This window comes from Geobacter sp. (assembly GCF_030834625.1).
Classification (GTDB): Bacteria; Desulfobacterota; Desulfuromonadia; order Geobacterales; family Geobacteraceae; genus Geobacter.
On sequence record NZ_JAUQXO010000072.1, the window covers coordinates 16,123 to 32,314 of the forward strand.

Consider the following 16,192-nt stretch of genomic DNA (forward strand, 5'->3'; position numbering starts at 1 on the left):
TGAGCCTCCTAAAGGGTTTCCATGGCCCCGCTCCGCGTGTGGGCGATGCGGCGGTGGCATTTCCAGCATGGGCGTTCGTTGTCGATGTGGGTCACGGTGGTGTCGTGGCAGCGGACGCAGTTTTTCTGGAGCACCTTCTCTCCGTGGTCCGAGAGCCTGATGATCTCCGGCACGTGCCCCGAATAGAAGAAGAAGGCGTCCTTTGTGCCGTCGATGGATTTCCAGATGTAATGCATCGCAGGGTTTTCATTGGGGAGGTGACAGTCAACGCACTTGATCCGCCGGTGGGCCCCGGTGTGGATCCATGATTCGTACTGGCTCTCCATGGTGTGGCACCCCACGCAGAAGTCGGGGGTGCTCGACTTGGCCAGCAGCTTCGGCGGGCCGAAGAGGACGAAAAGGGCAACAGCCAGCACGATCAGCGCGCCGGTCACCAGGTAGATGACCCGGTTTCCGGTCCTGGTCGATCCCATGACATTCACCTCCTTGTGCGTGATGTGTGTGCAGTAATGATAAACTGCTAACAAGTATATCTCTTCATTTTCTCGTGGCAACGATGAAATCCTTCCTTTTGACTTATGTCAAAGTGACCAGCGGAATAGTTAGTACTCTTATGGGAAAACAAGCCGGTAATTGATAAAGGTTCCCGGACACTCTCCACACAAGGCACCATTCATGACCCACCATAATTCCAATTCACGCATCCCCCTCTGGCGCGCCATTGTCCAGTGGGTTTTTTTCGCCTGGGTCGTCTTCATCGGCATCCGCTTCGACACTTTTGTCCGCCACTTCGAGACGTCGGGCATCACCCCCCTGGTCTCCCGGCCGCCGGGGGTGGAGGGGTTCCTTCCCATCGGCGCCCTGGCCAGCACGAAGCTCTGGCTCGCCACGGGGACCATCAACCCGGTCCACCCGGCGGCCCTGGTCATCTTCCTCACGATCGTCGGCATGAGCCTTGTGGCGAAGAAGTCTTTCTGCTCCTGGCTCTGCCCGGTGGGGACCCTGTCGGAGGCGGCCTGGAAGCTGGGGCGGCGCCTCTTCGGCCGCACCTTCCGCGTCTGGCCGTGGCTCGACGGGGCGCTGCGGGGGGTGAAGTACCTGCTCCTTCTCTTCTTCGTGAAGATCATCCTCGTGGACATGCCGGCCCTGGCCGTGGCGGCCTTTCTCGATGCCCCCTACTGGGCGGTGAGCGACGTGAAGATGCTCCATTTCTTCACCAAAATGTCGGCCACGACGGTGGTGGTCCTCGCTCTCCTCACGGGGCTGTCGCTTCTCTATAAGAACGTCTGGTGCCGCTACCTCTGCCCCTACGGCGCGCTCCTGGGAGTGGCAAGCTTTCTGAGCCCCTTCAAGGTCCGGCGCGATACGGCCGGCTGCACCGGCTGCCGCAGCTGCAGCCGGGCCTGCCCGTCCGGACTCCCTGTTCACGGAAAGGAGAAAATCCGCTCCGCCGAGTGCACCGGCTGCCTCACCTGCGTGGCCAGCTGCCCCGAGCTGGAGGTGCTCCGGATGGCGCCCTCCTTCTGGAAACGACCGCTTCCCGCCTGGACCTTCCCGGCCCTGGTGGTGCTCCTCTTCGCCGCCGGAATCGGCGCCGGCATGGCTACCGGTTACTGGCACAGCTCTCTCACCTACGACGACTACCGCCAGCTCATCCCGATGGTGCCGTACCTCAACCATTAAAAGGTGGCAATAAAACCGCAGGGCTTGACCCAGGTCAAGGACCGGGTACCGTTTTCTCAGGTAAGGTGACCTAAACAGGAGGTGTTCCCATGACAGAGACTACGAACCAACTCTACCGACTCATCGCCGACGGCGTCTCCGACGCTGTCATCTTCGCCGACCGGGAAGGGATCATCCGGATCTGGAGCCCCGGGGCCGAGCGGATGTTCGGCTTCCCCGCCGGCGAGGCGGTGGGGCAATCCCTGGACCTCATCATCCCCGAGAATCTGCGGGCCCGGCACTGGGAAGGGTACCGCCGGGTCATGGAGACGGGGGAGACCAACTACGGCACCAAGCTCCTCAGTGCCCCGGCTTTGCAGGGGGGCGGCGGCCGCATCTCCACCGAGTTCTCCATGGCGCTGGTCCGCGATGACAACGGTGCCATGGCCGGCAGCGGTGCCATTGTCCGTGACGTCACCGAGCGGTGGCAGAAGGAGAAGGCCATGAAGGAGCGGCTGGCGGAGCTGGAGCGGCGTGAGTCGGAGAGGGGCGGGTAGGTGGAGTATTTCATCGCAGGACATGCCCTCTGTGGGGGCTCATCGCGGCGGTCGCCCTGACTCGCAGGTCGGAGTGAGACGGCTCGCCCTATCACATGACGTGAAGGAGGATTTACCATGAACAAGAACGCCCTCATCGCCCCCGCCCTTTTTTTGACCGTGCTTGCCTCGGGGCTGCAGCTCTCCGCTGGAACTGCCCGGGCGCACTGCGACACCCTCGATGGCCCGGTCATCCAGGACGCCCGCAGTGCCCTGGACAAGAATGACGTGACGCCGGTCCTGAAGTGGGTCAGGGAAAAGGAGGAGGCGAAGGTCCGCGCCTCCTTCAAAGAGGCCGTAGCGGCGGCGAAGAAAGGTCCCAAAGTTAAGGAAGCGGCCGAGCATCGCTTCTTTACGAATCTCGTGAAGATCCACCGGGCGGGGGAGGGGGCACCATTCACCGGCCTCAAGCCCGCCGGTTCCGTGGAACCCGCCGTTGCGGCGGCCGACAAGGCCCTGGAATCGGGTTCCTCCGTTGATCTCGTGAAGCTCGTCACCGACGCGGTTGCCGACGGCATCCAGAAGCGTTACGAGCGTGTCGCCGAGGCGAAGAAACACAAGGATGAGAGCGTGGCGGCCGGCCGCGAGTACGTGGCGGCCTATGTTGACTACACCCACTACGTGGAGCGCCTCCACCAGGATGCTGAAGGGCATGGCGCCCACCACGGCCAGCCGGAGGCCCCGAAGGACCACCCTGGCCACGGCGATGCCCACAAAGAGCATGGCCACTAAGGCGGGAGTGGATGGTAGGTTTTTTCCTGGCGCGCGACCGTGAATTGGATGAAAGGAAGAGAGAGCAGGTGAATCACCGGATTATTCAACAGCCCGGCACGATGAAAGGGCCGGGGAGGGGAAAGGAAACCCGTTCTCCACCGATACTCCCCTGAGCACTGGTGGTAGGGTCTCCTGTTGGGGGGAGCCAACACCCTTGGGGAAATAGCGCTTGCCCGGTCACCCCGGATCAAGGTAATCTGGACCGTGACACCACTGTCGTTCCTTTTGCCACCGGCTGGTGTTTTCCCGAGGCCCGCGTCATCGATGGAGAGCCCCCCCCTTTACAATAGCAGGATTTTTGATACCTATCTGAAGCTCCTCAGGAAACGGTATCCCCACGTGCAGATCGACGAGCTGCTCCGTTGCGCCGGAATGTCCCTCCATCAGGTCATGGACCCAGGCCACTGGTTCAGCCAGGAGCACGCGGACCGCTTCTATGCGCGGCTCGTCCAGATGACCGGCAACCGCACCATCGCCCGGGAAGCCGGCTGCTACGCGGCTTCGCCCGAGGCGCTAGGCACGGTGCGGCAGTATCTCCTCGGGCTGGCCGGCCCGGCGCGGGGCTTTGCCCTCGTTAACCGGGCCGCGGCCCACTTCACCCGGTCGTCGGTGTTCGAATCGCGAAAGATCTCGGATACCCGGGTCGAGGTCGTGGTCAGGTTCCGGGATGGAGTTAGCGAGCGGCCGTATCAGTGCGCCAACCGCATGGGGTTCCTTGAGGCATTCGTCTCCCTTTTCACCCATTGCCTCCCGGAGATCACGCACCCCGAATGCATCTTCCTGGGCGGGGAGGTCTGCCGCTACGAGATCTCCTGGCGCAAGGGGCGTGCCGACCTCTGGCGGCTGGCGCGCCGCTGGGGACTCCTCGGAGGGACGGCGCTCGCCCTCGCCATCCTCGCCCTCCGTCCCGGGATCTTCTCCGTCGCCGCGGCAATCATCATTCCCCTGGTCCTGCTCCTCGTCGTTGCCGCCGAGCATGCCGAGAAGAAGGAGCTTGGTGCAGCCCTCGACAGCCTGCGGGATTCGACCGAAAAGCAGCTCGTCCAGAGCCAGGCCAACTACGACAACGCCCTCCTGGTGAACGAAATCGGGCAGGTCGTCAGCAGCAGGAGCGACATCGACCAGATCCTGGCCAGGGTGACCGAGCTCCTGGAGAAACGGCTCGACTACGACCGGGGGGTGATCCTGATGGCCGACGCCGGCCGGTCCGCCCTCCGGGTGCGGACCAGCTATGGATTCGGCGAGGAAGGACGGCGGGTGATAAACGAGACTTCCATTCCCCTTGGCGGCTCCGGGACACCGGGCTTGATCGCTGCCTCGTTCCTCGACCAGAAGCCGTTTCTGGTGAACGACATCGACGAGATCGGTAACCTCATTCCCTCTCGCCATCGGGAGTTGGCCCGGTTGCTGGACATCCGTTCCTTTATCAGTTGCCCCATCGTCTGCGAGGGGGAATCGCTCGGTGTGCTGGCGGTCGACACCAACCGCGCCGGCAGGCCCCTTCTGCAGAGCGACCTAAGTCTCCTCATGGGGGTCGCGCCGGTTATCGGCATCAGCATCCACAATGCCGAGCACCTGGCCAAGGAAAAGCGCCAAGCCGCTGCCCTGGGGGCTGCCAACCGCGAGCTGGAGGCGTTCTGCTATACGGTCGCCCATGACCTGCGCTCCCCGCTTCGGGCCATCAACGGTTACTGCACCATCATCCGGGAAGAGTGTGCCGAGAGCCTCGTCCCCCCCGCCCCTGCCTACTTCTCCCGAATCGGGGCGGCGGCGGTGCGGATGGGGGAGCTGATCGACGATCTGCTCGACCTCTACCGGGTGACCCGCAGCGAGCTGGTATGTGAGGAGGTGGATCTGAGCACCCTTGTGGGGGAGGTGGCGGAGGAACTGCGGCAGCGGGAACCTGGCCGCGCGGTGGAGTTTGTCATTGCCGCCGACGTCACCGTTTGGGGAGACCCGCAGCTTTTGCGGATCGCCCTGGAGAACCTGGTGGGCAATGCCTGGAAATACACGGGGAAGCGGCCCCGGGGGGTCATCGAGTTCGGTACGGTGGAGGCAGACGGCGCGCGGGCGTGTTTTGTCCGCGACAACGGCACCGGCTTCGACATGCAGTATGTCGACAAGCTCTTTCGCCCCTTCCAGCGGCTCCACCGGGGCGACGAATTCGAGGGGACCGGCATCGGCCTCGCCACGGTGCAGCGGATCGTGAACCGCCACGGTGGGGAGGTCTGGGCCGATGCCGAGGTGGACCGGGGCGCCGTCTTCTTTTTTTCCCCGGGACGATGGCGCCGGGAGGTAAAACCCCTTTGACTATTCGCCCCACTCGCCTTTACAATTCACCCATGGATGGTGCATACCTCTCCGACGTGACCGGCGTGATTCTCGTAGGAGGAAAGAGCCGGCGCATGGGGCGCGACAAGGCGCTCCTTTCCTTCGGCGGGACCCCCCTCGTGGAGCGGGTCATCGACACCTTCCGGCCCCTGTTTCCACGGACGATTCTCGTGGGAGACCGTAGCGAGCGCTTCGCACCCTATGGCCTGCCGGTCTATCCCGACATCCATCCCGGGAGCGCCTTGGGCGGTCTCCACACCGGCCTCGCTCGGGCAGGGACCCCCTACATCTTCGTTTCGGCCTGCGATGTGCCGTGGCCCGATCCGCGGGTTATCGAGCGGCTCTGCTCCCTGCGGGAAGGGTACGACGTGGTGGTCCCCTGCACCGACGACGGGCTCGACCCCCTCTTCGCCGTCTACGGGACGGGGTGCCTGCCGGCCATGGAGCGGATGCTCCGGGAGGGTGACTACCGGATCTACGATTTCTATCCCGAGGTGCGCACCCGCCATGTGGAGCCCGCGGAACTGGCCGACCTCGTCACGCCGGGACGGACTTTCGTCAACGTCAACACTCCGGAAGAGTTTGAAACCGTTCGATACAGGGAGGAAGGGATGGCGATCAAGGCACTATCGTTCGTGGCAAAATCAGGAACGGGAAAAACGACCCTTCTCGAGAAGGTGATTACGGAACTGAAGGGGCGGGGATACCGGGTGGGCGTGATAAAGCACGACGCCCACCGCTTCGACATCGACCACCCGGGGAAGGACTCCCATCGCCTCACCGCTGCCGGCGCCGACACCATGCTCATCGCCTCTCCCGAAAAGCTGGCGATGGTGAAGAAGCACGCCGAATCTCCCCCCCTCGAGGATCTCCTTGCCACCTACTTCGGCGATGTGGACATCGTTCTCACCGAGGGGTTCAAGAAGAGCGGCCTGCCAAAGATCGAGGTTCACCGCAAGGAGCGGAGCGCTACGCTGCTGTGTCGGGGCGAGGAGCACGATCCGACCCTTGTGGCCGTGGCGAGCGACGAGGCCCTGGAGCTTGACGTCCCGGTCCTCGACCTGAATGATCCGGCCCAGGTGGCCGGCTTCGTGGAGGAGCGGTTTCTCCGCTGACTCCAAAAGAGCGGGTGTATCATGGAACTTGTTGACAACTTTGGCCGCAGGATCAACTATCTCCGCCTCTCGGTCACCGACCGCTGCAATCTCCGCTGCCGCTACTGCATGCCGGCCGAGGGGGTGGAGAAGCTGTCCCATGGCGACATCCTCTCCTACGAAGATCTCTTCCGGATCGCCCGGGCCGCGGTGGCCATCGGGGTCGAGAAGATCCGGATCACCGGCGGCGAGCCCCTGGTCCGCAAGGGGATCGTGCCGTTCCTCGCCCGGGTCGCGGCAATCCCGGGGCTGCGGCAGCTGGTTCTCACCACCAACGGTGTCCTGCTCCCTGAGATGGCAGCTGACCTGCGCCAGGCTGGGGTCCAGCGGCTCAACATCAGCCTCGACTCCCTCAAGCCCGACACCTTCCGCACCATCACCCGCACCGGCGACGTGGAGCGGGTCATGGCCGGCATCGCCGCGGCCATGGCCGCCGGGTTCCCTCCGCCAAAGATCAACATGGTGGTGATGCGCGGGCTGAATGACGACGAGGTTGTGGACTTTGCCCGCCTCACCCTCGACCACCCCTACACGGTCCGCTTCATTGAGTACATGCCGGCCACCCGTGAGAAGAACTGGCAGCAGTTCTGCATCCCGGCCCAGGAGATCCTCGACCGGATCGCCTCCGTTTACGAGCTTGAGCCGGTTGAGAAGGGGGCCATGGCAGGCCCGTCGCGGGATTTCCGCATCCGCGGCGCCACCGGGACCATCGGGGTTATCTCTGCCGTCTCGGGGCACTTTTGCGGCGAATGCAACCGGATCCGGGTCACCTCAACGGGCATGGCCAAGAGCTGCCTCTTCTCCGACGACGGACTCGACCTGAAGCCGTTTCTCGGAGTGGAAGTTCCGGCCCTGCTGGAGGATGCCCTGCGGCGACTGGTGGGAGGCAAGCCGGCGCGCCACGGCATGGATGCGGAGAAGGCGGAGCATACAGCGTTCTCCATGGCGAAGGTGGGCGGGTAGCAGGAAGGACACTACGAGAGGTCTTTATGTCAGCGAAAGTTGTAGCCGTCTGCATCAGCAAGAACAAGGGTGAGCGCAAGACGCCGGTGGCCAGCGTGGAACTCAGGGAGAACCACGGCATCGTCGGCGATGCCCACGCGGGAGAGTGGCACCGGCAGGTGAGCCTGCTGGCCACGGAGAGTATTGCAAAGATGCGGGCCATGGGTCTCGACGTGGACAGCGGCGACTTCGCCGAGAACATCACCACCGAGGGTATCGACCTGCCGGCGCTTCCGATCGGGACGCGGCTCACGGTGGGGGAGACGCTCCTGGAGGTGACCCAGATCGGCAAGGAGTGCCACACCCGCTGCGCCATCTTCTACCAGGCCGGCGACTGCGTCATGCCTAAGGAGGGGATCTTCGTCAGGGTCCTGACGGGCGGGACGGTGCGGCCGGGGGATGCTATCGAGCTCGTTTGACCGTTACGCAAAAGTGGATGATGTGCCAGCGCCCCCTCCTGTCCGTGGAGGGGGCGCTTTTCTTTGGTCGTATGGCGGGCTCGGAGGTACTAAGTTGGGAAATTCCGCGTCAGATGGAGCCGGATCATGTCCTCAAACGCCGCTTCCCGGTCACCCTTGTAGACCATGGACGAGCCGATCTCGGCGGCGAGTATGGCCGAGAGGTACTTCTGGGGGAGCCGGGCGAGGCGGCGGCGGAAGCGGGGCTCCTCGGCGATGATCCTGGGCAGGTGCGCGAGTATCGCCCGGCGGTAGAGGGGCTGGAGGGAGAGCTCGGGGCGCCCCTGGAAGAAGGCGAAGAGCCGCCCGTAGTTGGCGTTGATCTCGGTGCTGAGGGAGTCGGAAATCTCGGTGCAGAGGAGCCCCGGCTGCTCGCGGCGACGCCTGAGGATGAGCCGCGCCTCGTCGCCGGCCCGCTTTTCGAGGATCGCGAGCACGTCTGCCACGTAGCGCTCCTTGTGCTCCAGGAACTCCTCCTCCGAGAGCAGCAGGTTGGCTATGATCTCGTAGGAGGAGGAGATGACGCCGCACTTGTTGGCCGAGGCGTCGCGCATGACGATGATCCCCTTCTTCTGGAGCTCGATCCGGGCCGCAGGGGTGATAAAGGAGTTGGCCCCTTCCACGATGGCCCGGGCCGACGGGGTGCCGTCGGGGAGAAGGAAGCGCTCCCAGTTGTCCCTGTCGATGGTCTCGGGGCGGCCCCCGGCCGGGATGAAGAGGTCGGCCGGGACGGTGAAGACCAGGTCGCCGTACTCCTTGGAGAACTCGTCCAGGGAGATCCACTCATCAACGAGCCCCCTGTCGGTCTTCGTCACCCGGCGGAAGAGCTCCCGCAACCCCTCGCGGCGGCTCCCGGTCCGGAAGAGCATGAAGCCGCCGGGGTGGAGCGCCGCCGGGTCGAAGGCGTCCAGGTCCTGTTTCAGGAGGATGCGCCCCAGTTCCCTGTGGTCGGCGCCGGCCGGGTCGCAGAGGGCCGCGGTGCCGTCGAGGATGAGGGTGATGGTGGCCTGGGGCGAGCGTTCCAGCAGCAGCCGCAGGGCGTTGCCGGCCACGTCGCCGCCCGGGCCGCCGGTGAGCTTGACGGTGAACGGGTCGCGGCGGATGTCGATCCCCAGCTCGGCCATGGTGATCTCGGCGAACTTCACCACCCCCGTGGAGGTGACGCCGTACTCCTTGTGGTTGATCCCGACCCGCTTGCTGGACATGATGCCGATGCCGAGCATGTAGCCGCGCCGCTTCGACAGCCAGGCGATGGTCTCGATCATGGAATCGTGCATGTTCTCGTCGGGACCCAGCTCTATGGGCTCGTCCTCCCGGTAGTAGTCGATCACGGCCGGGTGTCTGGCCACGCCTCTGTCGGTAGTGAAGATGTCGAGGAAGGCGCCGGTGATGCCGTACTGGAGCTTGTAGAGCCGCCAGGTCTCCAGCTCCCGCTCCTTTGCCTTCAGGTCCGATGCGTCCAGGAGCACCACGAGCTTCGACCCTCCCTCGTAGATGTCCTTGTTCTTCAGGTGCTGGGTGTGGGCCAGGACGAAGTTCTCGCGGAAGAGGGTGTTGGCGTTGGTGACCAGGTCGTCGGCGGTGCGGCAGATGACGGTGCGCCAGCCGCCCCGGGCGATGTCGGAGAAGCCGATGTGGTACCCGAAGCCGTAGCGGCTGAAGAAGTAGGTGATACGGAACGGCATGACCGGCGGCAGATCGGCCGTGAAATCGGAACTGAGCTCCGTGAGATAGGCCGGGTCGAGCCGGAAGGCCAGGGCCTGTTTCTCCAGGACGAAAAAGTTGGTCTTGAGCGTATGGGTGATGAAGGAGAGGCAGGCGCGGAAGATGGTCCGTCGCACCTCGTCCAGGTAGCGGTGCCCCGTGTTGTACCCCGCCACCTCCCGCCGCGTCTCGGCAAGGGCCTGCTCATAGGCCGCGTCCCGGTCCGCAATGGCGGGGTCGAAGCGGGCGCGGAAGAGCGTGGCCAGCTGGAGCGCGATCTCCGGGTGGGAGAGGAAGGCGCCGCGCACGTCGTCAAGGCCGAAGCGGTCGGGCTGGTTGTGGGCCAGGTTCGAGTGGCAGAAAGCGATGAAGGCGTTGGCGAGAGTGGCCTCATCGCCGCTCATGGAGCCGGTGATGACGAATTCGCGGTAGGCGTGGGAGCTGGTCGCCAGGAGCTGGGTGTTGGAGAGCTCCCTCTCCAGGCGGCAGAAGAACTCGGAACCCCGCTCAAGTACTCTGCCGCCATGGTGTCGTACATAGAAGGTGCCGAGGAAGTAGGGGTGGACGCCGTTGCTGATGGTGAGGCAGTAGGCGCGGTTCACGCCCAGTTCGAGGCGCTTGAAGACCTCCATCACCTGGAGGAGAAAGTCCTTCTGGGGAGGGTTCCCCACGGCGAAGAAGACCCGCGACTCGTTGCCAGCCGTGCTCTGCTCCATCTCCTCCACGTCCAGGTAAAGGCCGCCGCGGCGGTTCCCCTCCTGGAAGAGGCGGAGCACCTGGGCAACCCGGCGGGGGGGGGAGATTCGGACGTAGTTCTCGTTGTTGAGCCAGAGGATGCGGAGGAGCCGGTCCAGGTCGGCTAGATCCATGTCGGGGTAGTAGGTGCGCACCGCCGTTGTCACCTTCCGCCGGATGGCGGCCGGCACCTCCACCTCCTGACCGGCGAGGATCTCCTCGTTGCTCCGGCGGTCGAATTCGAAGCGCTGGATCTCCAGGTTCTGGGCGAGCCCCGGGATCGGGTCGTCCGAGTGGGCAATCATGGCGTAGGAGATCTCCCGCTCCGGGATGCGGCGCAGGGTGTCATAGAGGGTCCCCGCCTGGTTGACCACCGCCATGATGAGGGACTTTTCCCGGTCGGCCAGCAGGATGCGCCGGTTGCGCCGCAGCATCCCCAGTTCCCGCGTCAGGATGGCGAGGGCCTCGGGCTCGTCCTTCATGGCGATGAAAAAGTAGGGGTTCATCTGCTCCTTGAGCCAGCGGCGGTTTTCTGCCCGCTCCGCGCTCGGGGATCTGGTGGTTGCCGGTGCCGCGGTCATGGTCTGGGACTCCTCTCTTGCGTTGGGGGATAGGGTGGAGTATACACGATGTCGCTCCCCTTGTGCCGCGCCGTTTGGTGCTCCGACCGGCTTTTCGGGCGTCTCTTCCCGGCTTCGGAAACTATTTTTCACAGGGTGCAAATTAATCGTGGACTTTTCGGTATGAAAGCTGATAGTGTTGCATCTGTCTATGGGTATGCCCAGACAAACTAACACACAGCAGCATCAGGAGAAAGAAAGAACATGGCAAACGGTACAGTAAAGTGGTTCAACGACAGCAAGGGGTTTGGTTTTCTGGAGCAGGAGAACGGTGAGGACGTATTCGTCCACTTCTCGGCCATCACGGGCGACGGTTTCAAATCCCTTACTGAGGGCGATAGGGTAACGTTCGACGTCGTCAAGGGCCCGAAAGGTCTGCAGGCGGCCAACGTAACCAGGGTGTAAGCGATTCGAACCCTGCAACACGAGAAAGGCCCCGGAGCAATCCGGGGCTTTTTTTATGCCCATTCCCTCCGGACGTCGGCAGCGTGACGTCTCCCTTCCGGTCTTTGTGAGTATCTATCTATTTCCATGAACAGGCTTGTTTCGGTCATTCTGGTTGTATTCGTCCTCTCCCTGGTTTCCTTCGGGACCTGGCAGCTCTTCCTCGGCAACTTCGAGGCGGCCTTTTCAGCTGCCCCCTTCCTGCTGATTATCTATTTTTTCCTCAAGCCGTGGCGGAAATAGGCCGTTAAACCTCCTGAACAAGGATCTGGCGCAACGGCAGCGTCACCGCCCCGCACGGGCCAGGGGAGGAGACTTTGTCCTTGACTTCTGCCTTCTGTCTGTGTAAGAAATGGCACATTAAGTTTTGTGGTGATTATGTCCATCGGTTCCATGGAAGGAACCACCTTTAACGACATGCAGCGGCCCCACCGGCATCCAGCCAGTGGGGCCGTTTTCGTTGCAGTGTGCCGCTGTGCTGCGGGGGAGTTGCAAAAACAGGAAGCCTTCAAATTGAAGATGCCTTCTGTGCGGTTATACTGTGTGAAAACTATCCCTTTTCTTCAAGGAGTACTTTTCGATGCTGACGATGCAGGAGATAAAGTCTCACTACTTCTTCACCGACGAGGATGCGGAGACCCTGAAGTCGCTGCGTCCTCTCGCCGAGACCAATGCGGATCTGCTGATCGATGAATTCTATGACAATCTTCTGGGGGTACCGGAAACGGCCGGATTCCTCAATGGCGATCCCGTTCTTGAGAGGCTGAAACAAAAGCACAGGTTTTGGTTTATCAACCTTTTCTGCGGGGTATACGACAATCAGTACCTCCACAACCTGCAACGGGTCGGCCATGTCCATGTAAAGATTGGCCTCAACGCCCATTACGTCAATTCGGCGATGCACCTGGTGCGACGGTTTGTCGTCAATATGATCCGGGAAAACTTCGCCGATCGGGAAGAGCGGCGGAAAAAGACCGAGGTGGTAGAGAAGATCATCGATATCAACCTCGACATCATGAGCGCCTCCTACATGGAAGAAGAGCTAAAAAAAGTCTTCATCTCCCACCGGTTTGAATCGAATCTTATCCGAGCGGCAGAGCGGTTCACCTACGGGCTCAATCTGATCCTCGTGGTGGCGCTCATGGGGGCGTCAATTTCCGTGGTGGGGTTGTTCATTTCCGATATCATTCATGTCTTCAGCGGGAACCTGGAAAAGGGGATATTGGCGGCCCTGGGGACCCTTCTGATCCTCTGGATGATGGTGGAACTGATGGAAAACGAGATCAAGGCACTGAAGGGGGCGAAGTTCAATATTTTGGTTTTCGTCGGGGTTGTCATTGTCGCCATCATCAGGGAAATCCTGATCTCGACCATCCGGCACGACCCTTTGACTACCCAGGCCTTTCTGGCCGGCACGCTCCTCATTCTGGGAGTGGTTTACTTTCTGGTGGCCAAGAGTCAGAATACATCATCCCTATCCTAACTTTTGCCATGAGGCGATCATGCTGCCCGACAGAGGAGTAATGACATGATATCCATTGAAGAGGCCCGGCGCATCATCCTTTCCCACTCGCAGCGTCTCGGAGCCGAGGAGGTTCCCATTCTCCACTCCTTGGGGAGAATTGCGGCCGAAGACACCTTTGCCCCCTGGGACATCCCTGCCGCTGACCACTCGGCCATGGACGGCTACGCGTTCGCCCATGCCGATGCTGCGGCAGGAGACCTTACAATCTGCGGCTTTCTTCCGGCAGGGGAGACGCGAACGGAGCCGGTTCTCACAGGCTGCGCGGTGAAGATCATGACCGGCGCCCCGCTCCCCCCCGGCTGCGACACCGTTGTCCCGCAGGAGGACGTGGAGGAGTCCGACGGGGTGATCCGCTTCACGGGCACGGTGAAGAAGGGCGACCATGTCCGGTGCCGCGGCGAAGATGTCACGGCCGGCGAACGGGTAATTTCAACGGGGGCCTGTCTCCGCCCCCAGGAGCTCGGCATGCTCTCCTCCCTGGGGAAAACGGCGGTTGCGGTGTTTCGCCGGGTCCGGGTCGCGGTCCTCTCCACCGGTGACGAACTCATCCAGCCCGGCTCCATGCCGGTGCCGGGGAAAATCATCAACAGCAACAGCTTCAGTATTGCCGCTCAGGTCCTTGAAGCCGGAGGGGAGCCGGTCATGCTCGGCATAGCCCGGGACGACCGGGAGATCACCAGGACCAAAATCCTCGAAGGGATGCAGGCCGACGTTCTCATAACCACGGGCGGGGTTTCGGTGGGAGACCGGGATTTCGTCCGGGAGGCGCTCCAGGAGCTGGGAGGAGAGATTCTCTTCTGGAAGGTGGCCATGAAGCCGGGGAAACCGGTGGCGTTCGCCATGGTCCGGGGAAAGCCGGTCTTTGCCTTGCCGGGGAACCCGGTTGCCGCCATGGTGGCCTTCGAACAGTTCGTCCGGCCCTCCCTGCTGAAAATGATGGGGCATTCCCGCATTTTCAGGCCCATTGTCAGGGGCACCCTGGTCGAAGCGGCGGCAAACCGTGGCAACCGTCCCCATCTGGTCCGCTGCGCCGTAGAGCTGGTCGAAGGGTGCTACGTGGTCTCCGTCACCGGCAACCAGAGCTCCGCCCGCCTGTCGTCACTGACCAGTTGCAACGGTCTGCTGAAGCTCCCCCCCGATTCCCTCCTTGACGCCGGCGCTGAAGTTGACGTGCAGCTTCTGGACCGGCACTTTGAAATGGGGGAGGGACCCAGCGAAGCTGATCGATAAAGGAGAAAGAAAAGACTGTGGAGGAGGTTGAACACCGGCCGTTCATGGTGGCGGAGGTGGAGAGATACCAGAAAGCCCGGACTGCTGATGCGGTCCGGGCTTTCCGCGTTACGGCTTCTGTTTTATTACTTTTTGTGGCACTCACCGCATTTGGTCGGACCGGCTTTCTTGCTCTCGTGACAGCCTTTGCAGGTTGTGTGCGCAAAATCCTTGCCGAATCCCTCAATCTTGCCGGGACCCTTCTCATGGCAGAGTTTGCAGTTTTTCAGCATTTCCTGATGCTTTTTGTGGGGGAAGGTCACATTGCCGTTCTTGTTTTCAAAAACCATGGTGTCGGCGGCGAATGCCGTTGCCGCACAGAAGATGGCGAGTGCGGCTGCTGAGACAACTTTTTTCATGTACTGCTCCTTTCGATGGTGACCCGTGAAGGGGAATTAACACCACGACCTCCCTGCAGGATAGGCCGTGGTGTGGCTACAGCAAGGGTAATACTGAGCGCCAGCGTGTTATCCCTCAGCAGGGAGCCTCGGCGTTTTTCCGCGAGTAGTACCACCATGTCATGACGATACAGCTAACATAGAAACCGATGAATCCGTAGAGGGCCATATCAGGGCTGCCGGTGGCGGCGATTGAGGTGCCGAAGCTCTTGGGGATGAAAAACCCGCCGTACGCCGCGAACGCCGAGGTGAAGCCGAGCACGGCGGCCGCCTCCTTGTTGGCGTCTTTGATCGCCTGCTCCTGGGCCGCCTCTCCCTTGCCCGCCGCATCCCGCTGCCGTTCGGTCATGAAGATGACCGGGATCATGCGGAAGGTGGAGCCGTTGCCGATGCCGGTGGTGGCGAAGAGGAGGATGAACATCGCCAGGAATCCCCAGAAATTACCGCCGACTCCGCCGTGGGGGAGGAAGTAGAGGACGCCGAACACGGCGGCGGCCATGACGATGAAGTTCCAGAAGGTGACCCTCGCCCCGCCGAGCTTGTCGGCCAGCCACCCCCCTACCGGACGGACCAGGGCGCCCACGAGGGGTCCGAGGAAGGCGTATTGGACCGGGTTTACGCCGGGGAACTGGGACTTGGTCAGGAGCGGAAGCCCCGCCGAGTAGCCGATGAACGAACCGAAGGTGCCGAGATAGAGCCAGCACATCAACCAGTTATGCTTGCGCTTGAAGATGATGGCCTGGTCGCTGAAGGAAGCCTTGGCGCTGGCGATATCGTTCATGCCGAACCAGGCTGCTATGGCGGACAGGGCGATGAACGGCACCCAGATGAAGCCGGCGTTTTGCAGCCAGAGCGGCTTGGTCTCGCCTTTGATGACACACATCTGCGGATCGCCGCACAGGGCGGCGAACATGCCGGTGGTAATAACGAGCGGCACGATGAACTGCATGGCGCTCACTCCCAGGTTCCCCAGCCCTGCGTTCAATCCCAGGGCGGTCCCCTTCTGGGCCTTGGGAAAGAAGAAGCTGATGTTGGCCATGCTGGAGGCGAAGTTGCCGCCGCCTAAACCGCATAACACCGCCAGGATCAGCATGGTCGTGTAGCTCGTGGAGGGGTCCCTCACGGCAAAGCCGATTCCGATGGCGGGAATCAGGAGCGAGGCGGTGCTGATGGCGGTCCATTTGCGGCCGCCGAAGATCGGCACCATGAATGAGTAGAAGATGCGGAGTGTCGCCCCCGCCAGCCCCGGCAGGGCCGTCAGCCAGAACAGCTTGTTGGTGTCGTACTTGAAGCCGATCAGCGGGAGGTTCACGCAGACCACGCTCCAGACCATCCAGACCGCGAAGGCCAGAAAGAGCGCCGGGATGGAAATCCAGAGGTTGCGGTTGGCGATGGCCTTTCCCTTGGTCTCCCAGAAGTGCTTGTCCTCCGGGTTCCACTCGGTCAATACGCGGGGTGACCCGCTCTTTTTCGTTTCCGTTCCTGTCATTACATCCGCTCGCATCGTTTTTCTCCTTCCA

15 protein-coding genes are annotated in these 16,192 nt (G+C 62.4%); 11 read left to right on the forward strand and 4 right to left on the reverse strand.

Annotated elements, in window-relative coordinates; translation table 11 throughout:
* Positions 1–8: 8 nt before the first annotated feature.
* Entirely contained in the window at positions 9–473 is a 465-nt protein-coding gene (gene nrfH / locus RCH91_RS16970) for a cytochrome c nitrite reductase small subunit (protein WP_306536192.1), read from the reverse strand.
* A gap of 202 nt (positions 474–675) precedes the next feature.
* Between nrfH and RCH91_RS16975 the strand changes: the two genes are divergently transcribed.
* From RCH91_RS16975 to RCH91_RS17005, 7 genes are all read left to right on the forward strand, one after another.
* The gene (locus RCH91_RS16975; RefSeq protein WP_306536193.1) at positions 676–1,683 is read left to right on the forward strand and encodes a 4Fe-4S binding protein; all 1,008 of its coding nucleotides are present in this window, start codon (positions 676–678) and stop codon (positions 1,681–1,683) included.
* A gap of 89 nt (positions 1,684–1,772) precedes the next feature.
* A complete protein-coding gene (locus tag RCH91_RS16980) occupies positions 1,773–2,219 on the forward strand; it encodes a PAS domain S-box protein (protein ID WP_306536194.1) in 447 nt (148 codons plus the stop codon).
* A 117-nt stretch (positions 2,220–2,336) separates the two neighbouring features.
* Entirely contained in the window at positions 2,337–2,990 is a 654-nt protein-coding gene (locus RCH91_RS16985) for a DUF6448 family protein (protein ID WP_306536195.1), read from the forward strand.
* 306 nt (positions 2,991–3,296) lie between these two features.
* Positions 3,297–5,342 carry an ATP-binding protein gene (locus RCH91_RS16990; RefSeq protein ID WP_306536196.1) on the forward strand — a complete coding sequence of 682 codons (2,046 nt, stop codon included), beginning with the start codon at positions 3,297–3,299 and terminating at the stop codon, positions 5,340–5,342.
* Positions 5,343–5,374: 32 nt separating this feature from the next.
* Complete coding sequence (gene mobAB, locus RCH91_RS16995) at positions 5,375–6,478, forward strand: bifunctional molybdenum cofactor guanylyltransferase MobA/molybdopterin-guanine dinucleotide biosynthesis adaptor protein MobB (RefSeq protein ID WP_306536197.1); 1,104 nt, start codon at positions 5,375–5,377, stop codon at positions 6,476–6,478.
* Between the two features lie 21 nt (positions 6,479–6,499).
* Positions 6,500–7,480, forward strand: a complete 981-nt coding sequence (gene moaA / locus RCH91_RS17000; RefSeq protein ID WP_306536198.1) for a GTP 3',8-cyclase MoaA — start codon at positions 6,500–6,502, stop codon at positions 7,478–7,480.
* Between the two features lie 26 nt (positions 7,481–7,506).
* On the forward strand, positions 7,507–7,938 hold the full coding sequence (locus RCH91_RS17005) for an MOSC domain-containing protein (protein WP_306536199.1): 432 nt from the start codon (positions 7,507–7,509) through the stop codon (positions 7,936–7,938).
* A gap of 89 nt (positions 7,939–8,027) precedes the next feature.
* Here RCH91_RS17005 and RCH91_RS17010 read toward each other — a convergent pair whose 3' ends face one another.
* Positions 8,028–10,997: an NAD-glutamate dehydrogenase domain-containing protein gene (locus RCH91_RS17010; RefSeq protein WP_306536200.1), complete on the reverse strand. Its 2,970-nt coding sequence runs from the start codon at positions 10,995–10,997 to the stop codon at positions 8,028–8,030.
* A 243-nt stretch (positions 10,998–11,240) separates the two neighbouring features.
* Between RCH91_RS17010 and RCH91_RS17015 the strand changes: the two genes are divergently transcribed.
* The 4 genes from RCH91_RS17015 (at position 11,241) to glp (ending at position 14,235) form a co-directional block, all read left to right on the forward strand.
* Positions 11,241–11,441: a cold-shock protein gene (locus RCH91_RS17015; protein WP_306536201.1), complete on the forward strand. Its 201-nt coding sequence runs from the start codon at positions 11,241–11,243 to the stop codon at positions 11,439–11,441.
* A gap of 126 nt (positions 11,442–11,567) precedes the next feature.
* Positions 11,568–11,723, forward strand: a complete 156-nt coding sequence (locus RCH91_RS17020; protein WP_306536202.1) for a hypothetical protein — start codon at positions 11,568–11,570, stop codon at positions 11,721–11,723.
* A gap of 337 nt (positions 11,724–12,060) precedes the next feature.
* Positions 12,061–12,963 carry a protoglobin domain-containing protein gene (locus RCH91_RS17025; RefSeq protein ID WP_306536203.1) on the forward strand — a complete coding sequence of 301 codons (903 nt, stop codon included), beginning with the start codon at positions 12,061–12,063 and terminating at the stop codon, positions 12,961–12,963.
* A 45-nt stretch (positions 12,964–13,008) separates the two neighbouring features.
* Positions 13,009–14,235 (forward strand): gephyrin-like molybdotransferase Glp, encoded by a 1,227-nt coding sequence (glp, locus tag RCH91_RS17030; protein ID WP_306536204.1) that lies wholly within the window; start codon positions 13,009–13,011, stop codon positions 14,233–14,235.
* 125 nt (positions 14,236–14,360) lie between these two features.
* On the opposite strand, the gene RCH91_RS17035 is transcribed toward glp, so the two are convergent.
* Together RCH91_RS17035 and RCH91_RS17040 are read right to left on the reverse strand one after the other, a co-directional pair.
* Positions 14,361–14,633 carry a cytochrome c7 gene (locus tag RCH91_RS17035; protein WP_306536205.1) on the reverse strand — a complete coding sequence of 91 codons (273 nt, stop codon included), beginning with the start codon at positions 14,631–14,633 and terminating at the stop codon, positions 14,361–14,363.
* Between the two features lie 115 nt (positions 14,634–14,748).
* Positions 14,749–16,176, reverse strand: a complete 1,428-nt coding sequence (locus tag RCH91_RS17040) for a NarK family nitrate/nitrite MFS transporter (RefSeq protein ID WP_306536206.1) — start codon at positions 16,174–16,176, stop codon at positions 14,749–14,751.
* Positions 16,177–16,192 lie beyond the last annotated feature (16 nt).

What these genes read in the sequence shown, in the direction of transcription:
- nrfH (WP_306536192.1), bottom strand. Translation starts at nt 473, where the DNA reads ATGGGATCGACCAGGACCGGAAACCGGGTCATCTACCTGGTGACCGGC.
- RCH91_RS16975 (WP_306536193.1), top strand. Translation starts at nt 676, where the DNA reads ATGACCCACCATAATTCCAATTCACGCATCCCCCTCTGGCGCGCCATT.
- RCH91_RS16980 (WP_306536194.1), top strand. Translation starts at nt 1,773, where the DNA reads ATGACAGAGACTACGAACCAACTCTACCGACTCATCGCCGACGGCGTC.
- RCH91_RS16985 (WP_306536195.1), top strand. Translation starts at nt 2,337, where the DNA reads ATGAACAAGAACGCCCTCATCGCCCCCGCCCTTTTTTTGACCGTGCTT.
- RCH91_RS16990 (WP_306536196.1), top strand. Translation starts at nt 3,297, where the DNA reads ATGGAGAGCCCCCCCCTTTACAATAGCAGGATTTTTGATACCTATCTG.
- mobAB (WP_306536197.1), top strand. Translation starts at nt 5,375, where the DNA reads ATGGATGGTGCATACCTCTCCGACGTGACCGGCGTGATTCTCGTAGGA.
- moaA (WP_306536198.1), top strand. Translation starts at nt 6,500, where the DNA reads ATGGAACTTGTTGACAACTTTGGCCGCAGGATCAACTATCTCCGCCTC.
- RCH91_RS17005 (WP_306536199.1), top strand. Translation starts at nt 7,507, where the DNA reads ATGTCAGCGAAAGTTGTAGCCGTCTGCATCAGCAAGAACAAGGGTGAG.
- RCH91_RS17010 (WP_306536200.1), bottom strand. Translation starts at nt 10,997, where the DNA reads ATGACCGCGGCACCGGCAACCACCAGATCCCCGAGCGCGGAGCGGGCA.
- RCH91_RS17015 (WP_306536201.1), top strand. Translation starts at nt 11,241, where the DNA reads ATGGCAAACGGTACAGTAAAGTGGTTCAACGACAGCAAGGGGTTTGGT.
- RCH91_RS17020 (WP_306536202.1), top strand. Translation starts at nt 11,568, where the DNA reads ATGAACAGGCTTGTTTCGGTCATTCTGGTTGTATTCGTCCTCTCCCTG.
- RCH91_RS17025 (WP_306536203.1), top strand. Translation starts at nt 12,061, where the DNA reads ATGCTGACGATGCAGGAGATAAAGTCTCACTACTTCTTCACCGACGAG.
- glp (WP_306536204.1), top strand. Translation starts at nt 13,009, where the DNA reads ATGATATCCATTGAAGAGGCCCGGCGCATCATCCTTTCCCACTCGCAG.
- RCH91_RS17035 (WP_306536205.1), bottom strand. Translation starts at nt 14,633, where the DNA reads ATGAAAAAAGTTGTCTCAGCAGCCGCACTCGCCATCTTCTGTGCGGCA.
- RCH91_RS17040 (WP_306536206.1), bottom strand. Translation starts at nt 16,176, where the DNA reads ATGCGAGCGGATGTAATGACAGGAACGGAAACGAAAAAGAGCGGGTCA.